The following is a 15156-nucleotide window of genomic DNA, read 5'->3' as shown; positions in this document are numbered from 1 at the left end:
CAGGCCACCGGCCCAGTCGACGGTGACGCGGTGCTCGTCGCGTTCCTGTTCGTACATGGCGGCCCACAGTGGGCCGGTGGACAGGGCATCGAGCATCATGGGGTTCTCTCCATTCGCTTGCTGGTGGGTGGGAGCCCCGGATCGGCGGGTTTTCTTGGCGGAAGGGTCGCCGGTCCGGGTGGTGCTCATCTGGCCGATGTTGTTGGTGTTCATGGGTTTCACCTCCTGAGTGGTCAGTGGCCGCACTTGCAGCACACCCACTTGCGGGTCGTCGGGTCGAAGTGCTTGTAGCAACCCTCGGGACACATGGCGGTTCACCTCTTCTCGGTGCGGCGGGCGTTGGGGCAGCCGGGGTGGTGACCACCGGGCCAGTCGCAGTAGGGGCACTCGGAGTGGGTGGGCTGGTTGTGGTCGGTGTTCACGTGCGATCTCCCGGTGATCGTTGGTCTTCCGTGGTCGGGCTCCTGCTAGGTCTTCGTGCGTCGCCAAGTGGATGCGGCGGCGGCACCGTTGACGGTGGGGTCGGCGAGCCAGTCGGGCACCACGCCGTCGCCTCCGCAGGTCTGGCACGAGGTGGGGTTTCCGTTGCAGGTGGGGCAGGTCATCAGAGGTGTCCTTTCGGCTATGCGGCGTTGATGGCGTACTCGGCGAACTCCCAGCAGGGGTGGCACAGGCCGTGCTCACGCGGCACCACGTACCCGGCGTCACGCCCGCACTCACCGCAGATGCGGCGAGCGAGATTGGCCTTGGCGATCGCGGTCTGCTGTGCCGGGGTGGCGGTGCGCTTCGGCGCGGCCTTGGTGATGAGGAACAGCTCGGCGAACACCTGCTTGCAGGCGCGACGGCACCGGAAGTACATGTACGCCACGGGTTCCTGCCCATTCGGCCGCAACCCCATCGCGGTCAACTGGCGGCGGGTGGCCAACAGGTTCCGGGGTGCGGTGCCCCACGACAGCAGCGGCAGGCCCAGGTGCTTGCCACGGGTGAACTCCTGAACCGGGGACCACGCCACATCGGCGAGCACCCACGGAAACGTGCGTGCCATCACTTGCCCCCGTTCGGGAACGGGAACGGCACCTGGGACACCCCGGACGGCCACGGCGTCTCCTTCAGTGCTTCGTGCGTCTGGGCGCAGCGTGCGTTTGCCGCGTCACGTGCGGCCTTGGTGTTCGGGACCACGTCGGACGCGCGGCCGTGCTCGTCACAGTTGGCGCTGTACTCGACATCGGTGCCGTGCGAGTCCAACGTCGGCACGGTCGTGCCGTCCTCGGCGGGCTTGGCCTTGGCGATGGCCACCACGACGACGAACAGCAGGACGGCTCTGGCCAAGGTGCTCATCGGGCACCGTCCCAGTCCTGCGCGATCCGGTTGACCGCGTCCGCCCCGGTCAGCCCCAACTCGGCGGCCCAGGACACGACCACCGGCCACATCCGGTCTCCCGGTTCGACACCCTGCTTGACGACCTCGGCAAGGGTGATCGCGGTGATGGCCTGGTTGCGGGTCACTGGCAGGTTCGGCAGCCAGGACACCACCCACAGCCCGGACGGGTCACCGGCGAGAACGGTGCGCGCGTGGTGGCGGGTGTGTTCGCTGCTCATCGCGTTGTTAGTGATCCTCATCGGACACCCCCGGCCGGGCACGTGTTGAGCATCGCGAGCAGACCGGCGCGCTCCGCCTGGTCGACGTGCAGCGCGTACTTGGCCTTCACCTGGGCGTAAGCGGTGGCGTAGGCGCACCACGACGTGCGGTCGGTCGGCTTCCACTTGCCGGGGTCCTTATCGGACTTGGACCCGTTGGACTTGCCCGTGACCGCCCACAGGTTCGCGTGGTCGTTGTAGAACTCCGCGCGCAGCTGCGCGGTCCAGGCGCGGGCGCCGGACCGGTTGGCCTCCTTCACCGGAACCACGTGGTCGACCTGCAAGCCGTCCGGGTTGGCAACCTTCACACCGTCATACGCGGAGATCCAGCACGGCACCGGGGCGGCCTCGGTCTGGGGGCACCGGGGCTTGCATCCCTTGCCACGCTGGAACGGGCTACCGGCCACGGCCTGTTCGGCGAGAACCCGTTCACGGGTGTTGCAGCCCGCACCGTCGTTGACCCAACCGCCCCAAGCGTCGCGGTCGTAATGCGCCCCGGTGTCCTCAGTACGCGGCTCACCCAACGCGGCAAGCAGACCAGCGGCGTCCACCGTGGACTCGTCGGCAGCGACCGCACGGCAACCGGACAACGCGACCACGGCCACAAGAGCCGGAACCCAACGCCCGGCCATCACGCGGCCTCGCTCTCAACCGCAACAACCACCCGACGCGACGGCAACGCCCGCACCACCGCACGAATCGCCCGACGCTCCTCACGGCGCAACCGCCGCTCCAACGCCGAACCGTCCAACAACGCCGATGTGGGAGCCGCAGGCGGCGACACCCGCAACTCGGCGTAGACCTCGGCAAGCAATTGATTGACCGCAGCTGGGCCGACCGTGAGCCGCGGCTTAGGCCTCTCGTGTCGCTTCTTCACGACTTACTCCCTGTGTCCGGGCCACCTGGTGTGGCCGTGGACACAAGCTAACAGTTGTTATGCACACCGGTCAACTGTTAGCCGCCAAGTGGTTGCAGAACGTGGTCCCACCTGCGGAAACGCCAGACGAAAGACTGTTAGGCATCTGGTAGGTTGTAAGCCTGCAAGGGATTGGCCAGCGGTCGATCCTCGTTCGCAAGCCAGGAGGGCCACGTGCCGGAACGCTCCCGAATCACTCGCGGCGAGTCGCAGTACCAGCAGGTAGCCCGCAACATCCGCAACGCCATCGCGGCAGGCAGCCTCCGAGATGGGCAGGCACTCCCGTCTACGCGAGAACTCGCAGACCGGTGGGACGTCAGCGTGTTCACCATCAACGAAGCAATGCGGGTCTTGGCCGACGAGGGCCTGGTCGTGAGCAAGCCGCGAGCCGGTCGCGTCGTCAACGCGCCAGGCCAGGCGGTGCGGAACGAGGTTCGGCCCGCTAAACCGCACGTACTTCTCGTCGGGGGTTATGCCGGAAGCGGCAAGACTGAGCTGGGCCGCGTGCTTGCCCGCGAGACCGGTTGGCCGATGCTCGACAAAGACACGCTGACTCGGCCCGTCGTTGAGGCGGCCTTGGAGATTATCGGGCTATCGCCACATGATCGAGAGTCCGAACAATATCTTGACCTTATTCGACCGCGCGAGTACGAAGCGCTCATTGCGGCGATGACCGAGAACATTCAGTGTGGGAATAGCGCCATCGTTACCGCGCCATTTCTGCGCGAGTTTCGAGATAGCGCCTGGCTGAGTCGCATCCGTGCCGCGTGCGAGAGCGTCAACGCCACGCTGACGATTGCTTGGGTGTACTGCGACGCTGACACTATGCACACCTACGTGCGTCATCGCGGCGCAGCTCGCGACGCAGCAAAGCTGGCTAACTGGCCTCAATATCTGAAAATGATCGACATTGACTTCCGGCCGCCTGTCCCACACGTTGTCATAGACAACTGCGTTTCCGGCATCCCGTTGCAGGTGCAGGCGCGTGAACTGCTGGCCGAACTTGTCGAATCGGAAGGATCGTAGGTGCCTGGCGTTATCCTGTACGGCCCTCCCGCGTCTGGTAAAGACACAGTTGCGGCAGCCTTAAGCGCACTCGATCAGACGTATTGTCAGTACTCGCGAATTAAGGTCGGACCAGGGCGAACAGTCGGCTACCGAATGGCGACCGATCCTGATGTGGACACTCTGCGAACCAATGGCGACATCATATGGGAGAACCGTCGATATCGTGCGCTCTATGTAGTCGATCGTCAGCACCTACTGACCATGGTCAAAGAGTCAATCCCGGTGCTGCACCTTGGGCAGGACATGGCCGTGCAGGCGACGATTCAGGCGGTCCGCACACGTTGGACTGTCGTTGAACTGTGGTGTCCGCGCGACATCGCGGAATCGCGGATCGTTGCCCGTTCGACAGGCGATGTAGAGGAACGGCTCACCGCATGGGACCAGACCGAGCGCCTTGCGGCCGCCGACCTACGGATCGACACGTCGCAGGTCGAGCCAGAACTAGCCGCCCGGTTAATTGACGAACATGTCCGGCAGCGATGAAGTCCATTAGCAGACGTGTCACACCGGTCACTGGACGATCAACCTTGCGGTGATTCGCGCGGACGATCGGACCACGTACGGTTCAAAAGGTGCCCGGCTTCAACTTCGGCCAATTCCGCCAAGGCGGCATCTCGCTCCAAACGAAGCGGCGCATCGTACTCGATCATCCAAGCGATCGCCTTTTCGAAGGTGATGCGACCGGTCGGCAAGTGACGACCAAGATCCGGGGGAAGGTGAATGTGTGGCTCCTTGGCCGGGCTGACGCCTACGGGGTGCCAATGAATTCGCCACAAATCCGATCCGCGAGGGGTCGCCAACTTATAGTTGTAAGCGCGTGTCGAACATCGGAATTTGCCTTTGTGGCCTTCGTCGTGTTCATCCGGGTTTGAGTCGACAATCTCGAAACGCATCGATGCGAAGAACGTGCCGGTCTGAGTGAGTGACATGCCTTGCCCGGCATTGAGTGTCCACTCGTACGGCTGGCCTTTTCGGAATCCGCCCTTTGCGGCAAGAGTGATTCGCGCGTGTCCGTCGAGAACTTTAAGAGCTCGGCGGAGAGGGCCTAAGAACTGGTCGACCGCTTCTTCGGGGGTGCGTCCTGGCACGTGATCATCGTACCAACGGGATGCTCATCCACACATCGACCAGGCCAGGGACTTCATCGAAGTCTGTCTGCTCCCACTCGCCAGCATCCCAGCGTTCGAGGAACTCAGCCCCCGAAATGCCCATCTCCCGTTGTGTGATCGCGTCGAAGGCTCGGGCAGCCGCCTCAGCCGACAGTTCGTCAACCTCAACATCCGCTGCTACGTCGTTGACCATGTCCAGCTCCTCCCCCAGGTCAGTGCCCTTAGCATGCCACCCAGCCACGACAGTAAACGACACGCAGGTCACAGCTTGGTACATGTCTCAGTGACATCACTCTTCCGTACCTAACACAACGACGGTACCTGCACCTGGCAGCCACGACACGTCCGAAAGATGCAACCTGTCGGCGTTGATGGGTCTTCGGGGCGTCATCGACCGCCAGTGGCGATCGTGTCGCTTGACCCGCGCGCCTGTCACACCTGTCACTCTGTCACTCGATGGCCGTTGACCTGCGAAAACGGGAGTGACAGCGGGAGTGACACCTCAGACGTCCTGTCACTCCCACTCTCTCTGTATGTCACAGAGACACCCAAGAGCGGCTGAAACATTGGGGTGGGGCCCGGTGGCGTGGGCGGCCTGGCCCGGCCGGGTCTGACACACCCCAGCAATGTTTCAGCCGCTCTGCCTGACGTACTGCCTGACAACCGGCACGGACAGGCGTAGACAGCGCTGGACGTCCATGGACACCAAACCGTCGCTGACCTGCTGGTACGCCTAGTCAGGAGAGGTATGAGATGCCTTCGGGACGAAGAGGTCGCAGGTTCAAATCCTGTCACCCCGACCAGCTCAGGCCCTGTCCACTTAGGTGTGGACAGGGCCTGATTTGTCTTTGCCGGACCAACTGGCAGCCACTCGCCGATCGCAGCCCTCTGAAGGCTTGACGTGCCCGCGACAGCGGCCTATTGTCAACACATCGGTTGATAAAGAGATGAGTTGACCAACATGCCTGTTGACAAGTCGGAGGAGCGGTTGAACCGGGCGTTCACCGCGCTGGGGGATCCCGTTCGGCGCGCGATGATCGCCCGGCTGTCCCGTGGGGACGCGACCGTGAACGAGTTGGCCGAGCCGTTCTCCATCACCAAACAGGCGGTCTCACGGCACATACAGGTCCTGGAAGCGGCGGGCCTGATCACCCGCAGCCGCGACGCCCAGCGCAGGCCGTGTCATTTGGACGCGGCCGCCTTGGAGCAGCTAACCGGCTGGATCGACAAGTACCGGCTCGTCGCCGAGCAGCGCTATCGCCGGCTCGACGCGGTCCTGAAAACCATGGAGGAGCAGGAGAAATGAACGAAACGACGATCACCACCCCGCCTGGCACGCCCTTCATCGACGTCGTGCGCGAGTTCGACGCCAGCCCGGCCAAGGTGTTCCGGGCCTGGACCGACCCCGAACTCGTCCCGCAGTGGTTGGGCCCTGTCGGAACAACGATGACCCTGGTCGAGTACGACGCCACCACCGGCGGTCGCTACAGCTACGTCCACCGTGACGAGTCGGGTGAGTACAGCTTCCGGGGCGTGTTCCACGCGGTCGTGGCGAATGAGCGGATCGTGCAGACCTTCCAGTACGACGGCTGGCCGGACGACGTCAGCATCGAGACGCTGACCTTCGAGGACCTCGGTGGACGCACCCGCGTGCGCACCCACTCCGTCTTCCCGTCGGTGGAAAGCCGCGACGCGATGATCGAAAGCGGCATGGAGCACGGTCTCCGCGACTCGATGTCGCGCCTGGACGAGGTGCTGGCCCGATGACCGGCCAGGTGATCGTGGACATCTCGATGTCCCTAGACGGATACGTGACCGCGGCGGGCGCGGACCTGAAGCATGGCCTGGGTGTCGGCGGCGAACCGTTGCACGACTGGGCGTTCAACCATGCGCCCGCCAATCAGAAGGTGTTGGACGACGCCGTCGCCCGGACCGGCGCGGTGATCATGGGCCGCCGGTTGTTCGACATCATCGACGGGCCCGACGGCTGGAGCGACGATGTCGGCTACGGCGCGGAGCGCGACCAGACCAAGTCGCCGCCGCCGGTGTTCGTGATGACTCACTCGGCGCCGGACACCTGGCGGCTCGGTGACCGGTTCACGTTCGTCACCGACGGTTTGCGCAGCGCGGTGGACAAAGCTCGTGCGGCGGCGGGTGAGAAGGATGTCGTAGTCATGGGCGGCGGCCAGACGTGCCACGCGTTCCTGGCCGCGGGCCTGGTGGATCTTCTGCACATCCACCTCGCGCCCATCGTCCTCGGCGCGGGCACCCGGCTGTTCCCGGCCGAGGAGTCCAAGCGGGTGCGACTGGAATTGGTCGAATCAGTGTCCGCACCGAGCGCGGAGCACCTCTCCTACAAGGTGATCACTCAGGACTGACCATTCCACGGGTTGCGGTTGTGGCGACCAGGTCCGAGGCTTGCGATCGTGACTGATTCCGAGATGGCCGCCCTGCGGGAGCGTGCCGAGGCGGGCGACCGAGACGCGGCCGACGAGCTGGTCCAGCTCGCCGGCGAGCGCGGGGACATAGGCGGGTTGCGCAGACTCGCCGACAACGGCAACTCCGACGCGGCCGATCAACTGATCGAACTGGCCACCGAGCTGGGCGACCTGCACGAACTGCGCCGCCTCGCCGACGGCGGCAACACCACTGCGGCCGAGCAGTTGCAGGAGCTCACCGGCGAGTGAAACTCGGTTCGTCGGGGGCCGTGGGTTCGCCTAGTCTCGCCGGGTGCCGCACACCGAATGTCCCGACAGCCTCGACCATCCGGAGCTGTTCGCGATCTTGGCAAGTGCGCTCGGCGACCGGTCAGGCGAAAGCGCGGCGGCGGATGCCCTAGTCGATATAGCGCTGCGGTGCGATGACCTTCGGTTCATCGAGCACTGTTGTCTGACACTGGGAACGCGGGCCGTGGCGGGAAGTCCGTTGCTCGGGCTGGCCGGTCTCTGCCTGGGCCACGCTGCCCGGCGCTTCGGCAGCCTGAGCGACGAATCGGTTGCACTCGTCGAAGCCCTAGCTTGTCTCGCGGAAGCGGATCCGGCGGACGTCGACACCCGGGTACTGGATGGGCGGGACGATATGCGGCACTACCTGAGCCACGCGCGGTGAGCGACGCTGGTCTCCTCGACCTACGGGCGCCGGCAGGCAGGGGCGATGAAGCCGCTGTCGAGGACTTGCTCGCGCGAGCGACGAGTTGGGCGATGTGGACGACTTGCGGGCGTTCGCCGACAAGGGCGTCTCAGCGGCTGCCGAGAGGCTGATCGATCTCGCCTAGTGGCGCGAAGACCTGGACGAGCTGCGTCGCTTCGCCGACATCGGCTACTCCAGTGCGGTCGATTACCTGGCTGAGTGATCAGGCCCCGTCCGCGTGGACAGGGCCCGATCACGAGCCCTACAAAGCCGCCCGCAGATGGGAGGCGAAAGCGCTTGCCGAAGCGGTCAGCCAGGCGTCCACGGACGCCAGGTTCACGTTGCGGGCCAAGCGGAACTCCTTGCCGCGGCGGACATCCACCATCAGTGCCGACCCCCCCCGGCGCCAAGTCGTCCATGCAGATCTGCAGGATCCGCAGGGCCGCGTGTGCGGCGTCCTTTTCCAGCGGTTGCTCCTTGAAGTGGAACATGATCACCTGGTCCCCCGCCGACGACCGCACCGCCAGGTGTGGCACCACGGACAAGTCCACGTCCCCCACCCGCAACGCACTCGCGCCGCAGCGGATCGGGGTTGCCCGCGCCTTCGACCACCAACCGACGAAGCCGTCGGCGATCTCGGCGAAAGCGCGGGACTGGCCAGTCAGTTCCGCCTGGTCCACCGCGCGCGCCAGGACCGACAGGTCTCCCACCGACACGGCGACCCGGATCGCGTCGAGGATCGGACGGTAGAACTGGACGTCGCCTGCCACCAGTTGGGCGGCGACGATCTCCGTGCGCCTGCGCCGACCGCCCGTGGCGTACTCCGCGAACGATGTCGTGCTGATCATCGTGGCTCCCCTCGTTTCCCTTGCCTACCAAGGAAAACTACCCGGGGGGTACGACAATTCAGGCCAGTAGATCGCGGCCGTTCTCGGTCACCGAGATGGCCATCGCGGGGCACGATTCGGCCGCTTCGAGGACGTCGTCGTCGGGTTCGACCTCGGGGGTGTTCGCGACGGCGCTGACGCCCTCGAGGGTGAAGTGGTCAGGGGCGATGCCCGCGCACAGACCGGAGGCCATGCACGCCCCCGCGTTCACTTCCAGTTTCCAGGTCACCGATCCAACATAAGCCCAACGGCGGCCGTGAACTACTTCTCGCGGAAGGTATTCACGACTTCTCGCAGCGACGGTTCACTCGCGGCGCGGCGGTCGGCGAGGGTCCAGGTGAGGATCTGGTGGTAGGCGCGTTCGCCTTCGACCACGGTGCACCAGTACACGACGGCCATGTCGTCGAACATGCCGTTGACCTCGTACTGCACCGCGGGCAGACCACCGAGGGTGGTGTCGACCGGCTGCCCGACGACCGCTCCGGACAGTGAGGTCAGCGCGATCTCGGCGGTTTCCTCGTAGTCGGCGAAGTCGGTGAAGTCGGACTTGTCGTCGCTGACCACCATGAGGTAGCGCTCCTGGAAGACCTGCCCGAAGGCGAGGACGCTGCCGGGGACCCGGAATTCCTCGGGCAGCTCGGCCCACTTGGCCGGGATCGTCACGGCGCTGCGGCCGTCCTCCGCCGTCACCGTCTTGGTGGTGCGGTCCAGGTCGGCCGCCGACGTGGCCGGGCGTTCGGGGGTGCGGGTGGTCTCGACGACCAACCAGGTCACGGCCGCGAGCACCGCCACGACCAGCACCGACAGGAAAGCCCAGAGCTTGACCGGCTTCTTGCCCGGCGGCTCCGGCGCGTGCGGGGCGAAGAACGCCTGTTGCGGCGCGAAATGGCCCTGCCAGGGATCTGACATCGCGGCCTCCTCCGCCGAGCGGACGACGTCAAGGCTACCCGCCTGGCAGGATTGGCCCTGTGACCAACCATCCTGTCGCCGAGGTCCCCGACCGCCTGTTCGCCGATGACGAAGCCGAGGAGCGCTGGCGGGCGCGGTTCCACGCCGCGCGGCTCTCGCTGCCGAGCTGGGCCAGGGACGCGCCCGACCGCAACGTGTATGTCTCCAACGTGAGCGGCGTCTGGGAGGTCTACGCCTGGGACCGGGTCACCGACACCCACCGCCAGGTCACCGACCGCCCCAACGGCACGCTGCACGCCGAGGTGGCCCCGGACGGCGAGCACATCTGGTGGTTCGCCGACACCGACGGCGACGAGTTCGGCGGCTGGGTGCGGGAGCCGTTCGCCGGCCTTCCGAGCGACGGCAAGCCCGTCCCCGCGGTCGCCGGGACCAAGGACGGCTACCCGGCGGGGGTCGAGATCGGCCGCGAGGTCGCCGTGGTGGGCGTCGCGGACGACGACGGCACGACGATCTTCCTCGCACGCGGCGGCGCCGACGCCGCGGTGATCTACCGCGACGAGCACGACGGCGGTGTCTCGGCGCTGTCGTATGACGAGCGGCTGGTCGCGATCGCGCACTCCGAGCACGGCGACAACCGGCACCCGGCGCTGCGGGTGCTGTCGGTGGCCGACGGGTCGACGGTCGCGGAGAAGTGGGACGGCAAGGGCAAGGGGCTCGACGGCATCGCGTTCTGCCCGGTCGCGGGCGACCCGCGGCTGCTGGTCTCCCATGAGCGCCGGGGCCGCGAGGAGCTGCTGATCTGGGACGTCGAGGCCGACACCGAGCAGGAACTCACCATCGACCTGCCCGGCGAGGTCACCGCCGCCTGGTTCACCGACGGCACCGCTCTCCTGGTCGCGCACACCCACGAGGCTCGGGATTCGCTGCACCGCTACGACATCGCGACCGGCGAGCTGTCTACTTTGGACACGCCGAAGGGCACGATCGGCTCCGCGAGCCCGCGCCCGGACGGCACGGTCGAGTACTCCTGGTCGAGCGCCGCCGAGCCGACGGTCGTGCGCGCCCTGTTCACCGACGGCACCGAGCGCGTCCTGCTCGCCGCGCCCGGCGACACCGCGCCGCACTCGGTGAAGCTCGACGACGTGTTCGTGGAGACCGAGAACGGCCGCGTCCACGCGCTGGTCTCCCGCCCGCAGAACGCCCCGGACGGCCCGCTGCCCACGGTGTTCAGCCTCCACGGCGGCCCGCACGCGGCCGACGAGGACCGCTTCTCCGCCTACCGCGCCCTCTGGCTCGACGCCGGGTTCGCCGTCGTGCACGTCAACTACCGCGGCTCCACCGGCTACGGCTCCGCGTGGCGGGACGCGATCGAGGGCAGGCCCGGCCTGACCGAGCTGGCCGACGTCGCCGCCGTGCACGCCTGGGCGGTCGAGTCCGGTCTCGCCGACCCCGCGCGCTGCGTGGTGAACGGCGCGTCGTGGGGCGGCTACCTGAGCCTGCTCGCGCTCGGCACCCAGCCCGACCTGTGGGCCGCGGGGGTCGCGGGCGTGCCGGTGGCCGACTACCTGGCCGCCTACGAGGACGAGATGGAGCCGCTGCGCGCGTTCGACCGCGCCCTGTTCGGCGGTTCACCGGAGGAACTGCACGACCGCTACGTCGAGTGCTCCCCGATCACCTACGTCGACCAGGTGCGGGTGCCGGTGCTGGTGGTGGCGGGCGAGAACGACCCGCGCTGCCCGATCCGGCAGATCGACAACTACCTCGACCGGCTGGCCGAGCGCGAGGTCCCGTACGAGGTCTACCGCTACGACGCGGGCCACGGCTCGCTGGTGGTGGCCGAGACGATCAAGCAGTCGCTGATCGAGGTGTACTTCGCGCTGAAGGCGCTGAAGCTGCGGTGATGGTCGGCTAGGAGTGCGCTAGGGCGAATTCGACGACCTGCAGGCCGATGGTCCGCAGGTTCGTCGAGACCTGCGGGTCGCCGCACTCGCCGGAGCCGTCGAACAGCACCTCGGCCGAGTTCACGGCCACGCCCAGGGGTGTCGGCCAGCCGCGCAGCGAATGCACGACCGAGCGCAGGGCGGTCAGCGTGGTCACCGACGCCTGCCAGCCGGACGCGGTGGCCACGCAGCCCACGGCCCGCCCATGCAGGTAGGGGCGCTCGTCCTCGCGGAGGTCTTCGACGTAGTCCAGGGCGTTCTTGACCAGTCCGGACACCGTCCCGTGGTAACCGGGCGAGACCAGCACGACCCCGTCGGCCTCACGCAGTTCCTCGACCAGGCGCATGGCCGCCGCGGAGCGCTCGGGGACCGCCGGGTCGTAGAACGGGAGCACCAGATCGGCCCCGGACAGGATCGTCGTCTTCGCCCCCGCCTCCGCCGCCCCGGCCAGCGCGACCCGCAGGGCGCGCTCCGACTGGGAGTCCGCGCGCAGCGACCCACCGATACCGACCACCGAGACCGTCACGCTCTCCATCCTTCCACCCGACGGATGGGTGACCAGCGGCCTACCGACGGGTAACGTCCAGCTTCGAGTCGAGGAGGCTTGATGTCAAAGTTGATGAGCAAGATCCCCCTGCGTGTCCAGGCGGCGACCGTCCGGGCGACCTACGCCCTGCCGAAGGCGCTGCGAAGGGCCATCGTCGGCGCCCCGATTCGCATTGACGGCCAGGAATTGGCGCTGGACGCGCAGCTCCTGCTGGTCCTGGAGAAACTCGCCGGATTCAAGCTCGCCGACGGCACACCGGTGCAGGCACGCGAGCGGCTCGCCGCCTCGAAGGCACTCATCACCGGCCCCCCGATCGAGCCGGTCAGTGTGCGCGGTCTCACCATCGAGAACGACATCCCGGCCCGCTTCTACACCCCGGACGGCCTCGGCGACGACGTTCCGCTGCTGGTCTTCTATCACGGTGGCGGCTGGGTCGTCGGCTCCCTCGACTCCCACGACAATCTCTGCCGCTTCCTCGCCATCGAGGCGGGCGTGAAGGTCCTCTCGGTCGACTACCGCCTGGCCCCGGAGCACCGCTTCCCCGCCGCCGCGGACGATGCCCTGGCCGCCTTCCACTGGGCCGTGAAGAACGCCGCCGAGCTGGGCATCGACCCCGAGCGGATCGCGGTCGGCGGCGACAGCGCGGGTGGCAACCTGGCCGCGGTCACGGCGCATCAGGCAGTCCAGGCGGGCGGCCCCAAGCCGGTCTTCCAGTTGCTGTTCTACCCGGCCGTGGACGCCTCGGTCCGCCGCGAGTCGCGCGAGCTGTTCGCCGAGGGCTTCTTCCTGACGAGCGACGACATGGACTGGTTCAGCGACCACTACTGCCCGGACCTCGCCGAGCGGTCGGACCCTCGGTTCTCCGTCCTGCTCGCCGAGGACCTCACGAACATGCCCCCGGCCTACGTCGCCACGGCGGGCTTCGACCCGCTGCGCGACGAGGGCGAGGCGTACGCGGAGAAGCTGAAGGCGTCCGGCGTTCCGACGATCGCCCGGCGGCACCCGGACCTGATCCACGGCTACGCCACCTTCATCAGCGTGGGGACCAGGTTCAAGGAAGCGACAGCGGAAGCGGCGACCACCCTGAAAGCCGCGCTCGCCCTCACCTGAGCCACGGCCGTAATTCGGTTGCCGGGAGCAACCGAAAGAGGTCGGATGACCCCATGCAGCAGTACCGCCGGACGCTCGGCCTCCCCGGTGTGCGCACGCTCATGATCGTCATGCTCTTCGCACGGATCCCGGTCTCGGCCGCGGCGATCGTGCTGATGCTGCATGTCGCCGTCGGCATGGACCTGGGCTACGGCCAAGCCGGTCTCGTCGGCGCTTCGGCGACCGTCGGGATCGCGCTCGGGTCGCCGATCATGGGCCGGGTGGTCGACCGCTACGGCCTGCGCAGGCTGCTGATGATCGTCACCGTCGGCGAGACGGCGTTCTGGGCGTCGGCGCGGTTCATGAACTACGAGATTCTGCTGGTCCTGGCGTTCTTCGGCGGGTTCCTGGTGATCCCCGCGATGTCCATCGGCCGCCAGGCGATCGCCGCGGTCGTGGCCGAGGACCTGCGGCGCACGGCGTACTCGCTCGACTCGGTCTCCACCGAGCTGACGTTCATGATCGGCCCCGCGGCGGCCGTCGCCCTGTCGACGGGGATGTCGACCTCGTGGACGCTCACGGCGATGGCGGTCGCGGTGTTCCTCAGCGGCACGCTGCTGTTCGTGATCAACCCGAAGGTGCGGGCCGACCACGAGGAGGTCGCGGGCGGACGGCGCCTGCCGCGCCGGGAATGGCTGACCCCACGCCTGCTCGGCGTGCTCGCCGTCGGCGCGGGCTCGATCTTCGTGCTCGCCGGTATCGACGTCGCCGTGGTCGCCGCGCTGCGCGAGACGGGCCAACTCGAGTGGACCGGCCTGGTCATCGCGATCACCTGCGTGTCCTCGGCCGTCGGCGGCATCGTCTACGGCACGCTGCGGCGGCCGTTCCAGCAGTCTGTCCTCATGGGACTGATGAGCCTGCTCATCCTGCCGGTCGGCATCGCGTCCGGCCAGCACTGGCTGCTCCTGGCGCTCGCGCTCATTCCCGCGACCGCGCTGTGCGCGCCGACGCTGGCCGCCACGAACGAGAAGGTGAGCAGCCTTGCTCCGGCGTCGATGCGAGGTGTCGCGACGGGGCTGCAGAGTTCCGCTTTCACCCTCGGCGCCGCGGCCGGAACTCCCCTGGTTGGGTTCGTTGTCGATCATGGTTCACCCGCTTGGGGATTCGCCGTCGCCGGGGTCGGCGGACTGCTCGTGGCGGGCGTCGCGGCGGCAACCTGGCGTTTTCACGAAAAGGTGAATGTCGGTTCCCGGCAAGAGGAACCATCGGAGCTGTGCCTACGATCGGCTAGCCCGGGCAACGACTGAGTCGTACGACTGAACGCACTTCGGATCTTCAACTCGTCACAGGGGAAGTGAGCCGAATGTTCAGGAAATTGGCCATTGGTTTGGCCGCCGCTGCCACCGGTCTGGTGGGCCTCGGCGTGCCGTCGGCCGCCGCTGAACCGCCCATGAAATGCAGTGAATCGCTCGACAGCTTGAAGGCCAATCTGGCTTCGCTGAGTGAAGAGGCGCAGGCCGAGACGCCGGATCTCGCGACGACTCGAGAACTCGTCACGTCGTTCCGGACTCTCGTGACCACGCTGCAGACCGACAAGTGCCTGCCCGACGTGCCGCCGGGTGAAGGTGTGGAACTGAGTCCCTGTCACGAGGCGACCGCGAAGCTACTGTCCCATTTGTACAGTGCGATCGCGGTGGTGACGACGGCCGAGCCCAATGCCGCTGCCCTGGGCACCGAGGCCGAGGGTGCCGCCAAGGCACTCGACGAGTTGATCGAGGGCGAGTGCGTGAAGGACGAGGCTCCGCCGGAGGAGCCCGCACCGCCGATCGAGGAACCCGCGCCGCCGGTTGAAGAGCCCGCCCCGCCCGTTGAGGAACCGGCACCGCCGGTCGAGGAACCCGCGCCGCCGGTTGAAGAGCCCGCCC

The 15156-nt window shown here is 67.2% G+C and carries 24 protein-coding genes; 11 read left to right on the top strand and 13 right to left on the bottom strand.

Translation table 11 applies throughout. From position 1 onward, the window contains the following. From ACRDSQ_RS30425 to ACRDSQ_RS30395, 7 genes are all read right to left on the bottom strand, one after another. On the bottom strand, positions 1–213 hold a 213-nt coding region (locus ACRDSQ_RS30425), incomplete at its 3' end, for a hypothetical protein (protein ID WP_431425850.1). Between the two features lie 254 nt (positions 214–467). Next, positions 468–605 carry a hypothetical protein gene (locus ACRDSQ_RS30420; RefSeq protein WP_431425848.1) on the bottom strand — a complete coding sequence of 46 codons (138 nt, stop codon included), beginning with the start codon at positions 603–605 and terminating at the stop codon, positions 468–470. Between the two features lie 17 nt (positions 606–622). Beyond that, positions 623–1045, bottom strand: coding sequence for an RRQRL motif-containing zinc-binding protein (locus ACRDSQ_RS30415; RefSeq protein WP_431425847.1), 423 nt, complete (start codon positions 1043–1045; stop codon positions 623–625). Beyond that, positions 1045–1338: a hypothetical protein gene (locus ACRDSQ_RS30410; RefSeq protein WP_431425846.1), complete on the bottom strand. Its 294-nt coding sequence runs from the start codon at positions 1336–1338 to the stop codon at positions 1045–1047. The genes ACRDSQ_RS30415 and ACRDSQ_RS30410 overlap by 1 nt, the downstream gene beginning before the upstream one ends. Continuing rightward, on the bottom strand, positions 1335–1598 hold the full coding sequence (locus ACRDSQ_RS30405) for a hypothetical protein (protein ID WP_431425844.1): 264 nt from the start codon (positions 1596–1598) through the stop codon (positions 1335–1337). Before ACRDSQ_RS30405 ends, ACRDSQ_RS30410 begins: the two co-directional genes overlap by 4 nt. A gap of 17 nt (positions 1599–1615) precedes the next feature. Next, positions 1616–2269, bottom strand: coding sequence for an HNH endonuclease family protein (locus ACRDSQ_RS30400; RefSeq protein ID WP_431425842.1), 654 nt, complete (start codon positions 2267–2269; stop codon positions 1616–1618). Continuing rightward, positions 2269–2514 (bottom strand): hypothetical protein, encoded by a 246-nt coding sequence (locus tag ACRDSQ_RS30395; protein ID WP_431425840.1) that lies wholly within the window; start codon positions 2512–2514, stop codon positions 2269–2271. The genes ACRDSQ_RS30400 and ACRDSQ_RS30395 overlap by 1 nt, the downstream gene beginning before the upstream one ends. Positions 2515–2727: 213 nt before the next feature. Here ACRDSQ_RS30395 and ACRDSQ_RS30390 point away from each other — a divergent pair, with 213 nt between their 5' ends. Both ACRDSQ_RS30390 and ACRDSQ_RS30385 read left to right on the top strand, forming a co-directional pair. Then, positions 2728–3579 (top strand): GntR family transcriptional regulator, encoded by an 852-nt coding sequence (locus tag ACRDSQ_RS30390; RefSeq protein WP_431425838.1) that lies wholly within the window; start codon positions 2728–2730, stop codon positions 3577–3579. A 135-nt stretch (positions 3580–3714) separates the two neighbouring features. Further along, positions 3715–4104 carry a hypothetical protein gene (locus ACRDSQ_RS30385; protein WP_431425837.1) on the top strand — a complete coding sequence of 130 codons (390 nt, stop codon included), beginning with the start codon at positions 3715–3717 and terminating at the stop codon, positions 4102–4104. Positions 4105–4142: 38 nt separating this feature from the next. Here the strand turns inward: ACRDSQ_RS30385 and ACRDSQ_RS30380 are convergent, their stop codons facing one another. Together ACRDSQ_RS30380 and ACRDSQ_RS30375 are read right to left on the bottom strand one after the other, a co-directional pair. After that, positions 4143–4709: a hypothetical protein gene (locus ACRDSQ_RS30380; protein WP_431425835.1), complete on the bottom strand. Its 567-nt coding sequence runs from the start codon at positions 4707–4709 to the stop codon at positions 4143–4145. Between the two features lie 4 nt (positions 4710–4713). Beyond that, entirely contained in the window at positions 4714–4923 is a 210-nt protein-coding gene (locus tag ACRDSQ_RS30375; RefSeq protein WP_431425834.1) for a hypothetical protein, read from the bottom strand. A gap of 768 nt (positions 4924–5691) precedes the next feature. Between ACRDSQ_RS30375 and ACRDSQ_RS30370 the strand changes: the two genes are divergently transcribed. Genes ACRDSQ_RS30370 through ACRDSQ_RS30350 form a run of 5 tightly spaced genes read left to right on the top strand, consistent with a single transcriptional unit; the run spans position 5692 to position 7838 of the window. Further along, positions 5692–6036, top strand: coding sequence for an ArsR/SmtB family transcription factor (locus ACRDSQ_RS30370; RefSeq protein ID WP_431425833.1), 345 nt, complete (start codon positions 5692–5694; stop codon positions 6034–6036). After that, the gene (locus tag ACRDSQ_RS30365; protein ID WP_431425832.1) at positions 6033–6497 is read left to right on the top strand and encodes an SRPBCC family protein; all 465 of its coding nucleotides are present in this window, start codon (positions 6033–6035) and stop codon (positions 6495–6497) included. Before ACRDSQ_RS30370 ends, ACRDSQ_RS30365 begins: the two co-directional genes overlap by 4 nt. Further along, the gene (locus ACRDSQ_RS30360; protein ID WP_431425830.1) at positions 6494–7108 is read left to right on the top strand and encodes a dihydrofolate reductase family protein; all 615 of its coding nucleotides are present in this window, start codon (positions 6494–6496) and stop codon (positions 7106–7108) included. Before ACRDSQ_RS30365 ends, ACRDSQ_RS30360 begins: the two co-directional genes overlap by 4 nt. A 48-nt stretch (positions 7109–7156) precedes the next feature. Next, positions 7157–7417 (top strand): hypothetical protein, encoded by a 261-nt coding sequence (locus ACRDSQ_RS30355; RefSeq protein ID WP_431425828.1) that lies wholly within the window; start codon positions 7157–7159, stop codon positions 7415–7417. Between the two features lie 43 nt (positions 7418–7460). Beyond that, positions 7461–7838, top strand: a complete 378-nt coding sequence (locus ACRDSQ_RS30350; RefSeq protein ID WP_431425827.1) for a hypothetical protein — start codon at positions 7461–7463, stop codon at positions 7836–7838. A gap of 283 nt (positions 7839–8121) precedes the next feature. Here the strand turns inward: ACRDSQ_RS30350 and ACRDSQ_RS30345 are convergent, their stop codons facing one another. The 3 genes from ACRDSQ_RS30345 to ACRDSQ_RS30335 form a co-directional block, all read right to left on the bottom strand. After that, a complete protein-coding gene (locus ACRDSQ_RS30345; protein WP_431425825.1) occupies positions 8122–8244 on the bottom strand; it encodes a hypothetical protein in 123 nt (40 codons plus the stop codon). A 521-nt stretch (positions 8245–8765) separates the two neighbouring features. Continuing rightward, the gene (locus ACRDSQ_RS30340; protein ID WP_431425823.1) at positions 8766–8975 is read right to left on the bottom strand and encodes a ferredoxin; all 210 of its coding nucleotides are present in this window, start codon (positions 8973–8975) and stop codon (positions 8766–8768) included. A gap of 32 nt (positions 8976–9007) precedes the next feature. Then, a complete protein-coding gene (locus ACRDSQ_RS30335) occupies positions 9008–9655 on the bottom strand; it encodes a hypothetical protein (protein ID WP_431425821.1) in 648 nt (215 codons plus the stop codon). A 59-nt stretch (positions 9656–9714) separates the two neighbouring features. On the opposite strand from ACRDSQ_RS30335, the gene ACRDSQ_RS30330 reads away from it, so the two are divergent. Next, positions 9715–11556 (top strand): prolyl oligopeptidase family serine peptidase, encoded by a 1842-nt coding sequence (locus ACRDSQ_RS30330; protein WP_431425819.1) that lies wholly within the window; start codon positions 9715–9717, stop codon positions 11554–11556. Between the two features lie 7 nt (positions 11557–11563). Here ACRDSQ_RS30330 and ACRDSQ_RS30325 read toward each other — a convergent pair whose 3' ends face one another. Next, on the bottom strand, positions 11564–12121 hold the full coding sequence (locus tag ACRDSQ_RS30325) for an NADPH-dependent FMN reductase (protein WP_431425818.1): 558 nt from the start codon (positions 12119–12121) through the stop codon (positions 11564–11566). A gap of 81 nt (positions 12122–12202) precedes the next feature. On the opposite strand from ACRDSQ_RS30325, the gene ACRDSQ_RS30320 reads away from it, so the two are divergent. The 3 genes from ACRDSQ_RS30320 to ACRDSQ_RS30310 all read left to right on the top strand — a co-directional run. Further along, positions 12203–13252, top strand: a complete 1050-nt coding sequence (locus tag ACRDSQ_RS30320; protein ID WP_431425816.1) for an alpha/beta hydrolase — start codon at positions 12203–12205, stop codon at positions 13250–13252. A gap of 53 nt (positions 13253–13305) precedes the next feature. Further along, complete coding sequence (locus tag ACRDSQ_RS30315; RefSeq protein WP_431425814.1) at positions 13306–14538, top strand: MFS transporter; 1233 nt, start codon at positions 13306–13308, stop codon at positions 14536–14538. Positions 14539–14594: 56 nt separating this feature from the next. Continuing rightward, positions 14595–15156, top strand: a 562-nt coding sequence (locus ACRDSQ_RS30310; protein ID WP_431425812.1) for a hypothetical protein, incomplete at its 3' end; no start/stop codon positions are given.

The organism is Actinokineospora sp. (assembly GCF_050699995.1).
Taxonomy (GTDB): Bacteria; Actinomycetota; Actinomycetes; order Mycobacteriales; family Pseudonocardiaceae; genus Actinokineospora.
This window is presented reverse-complemented; position numbering and strand designations above follow the sequence as displayed.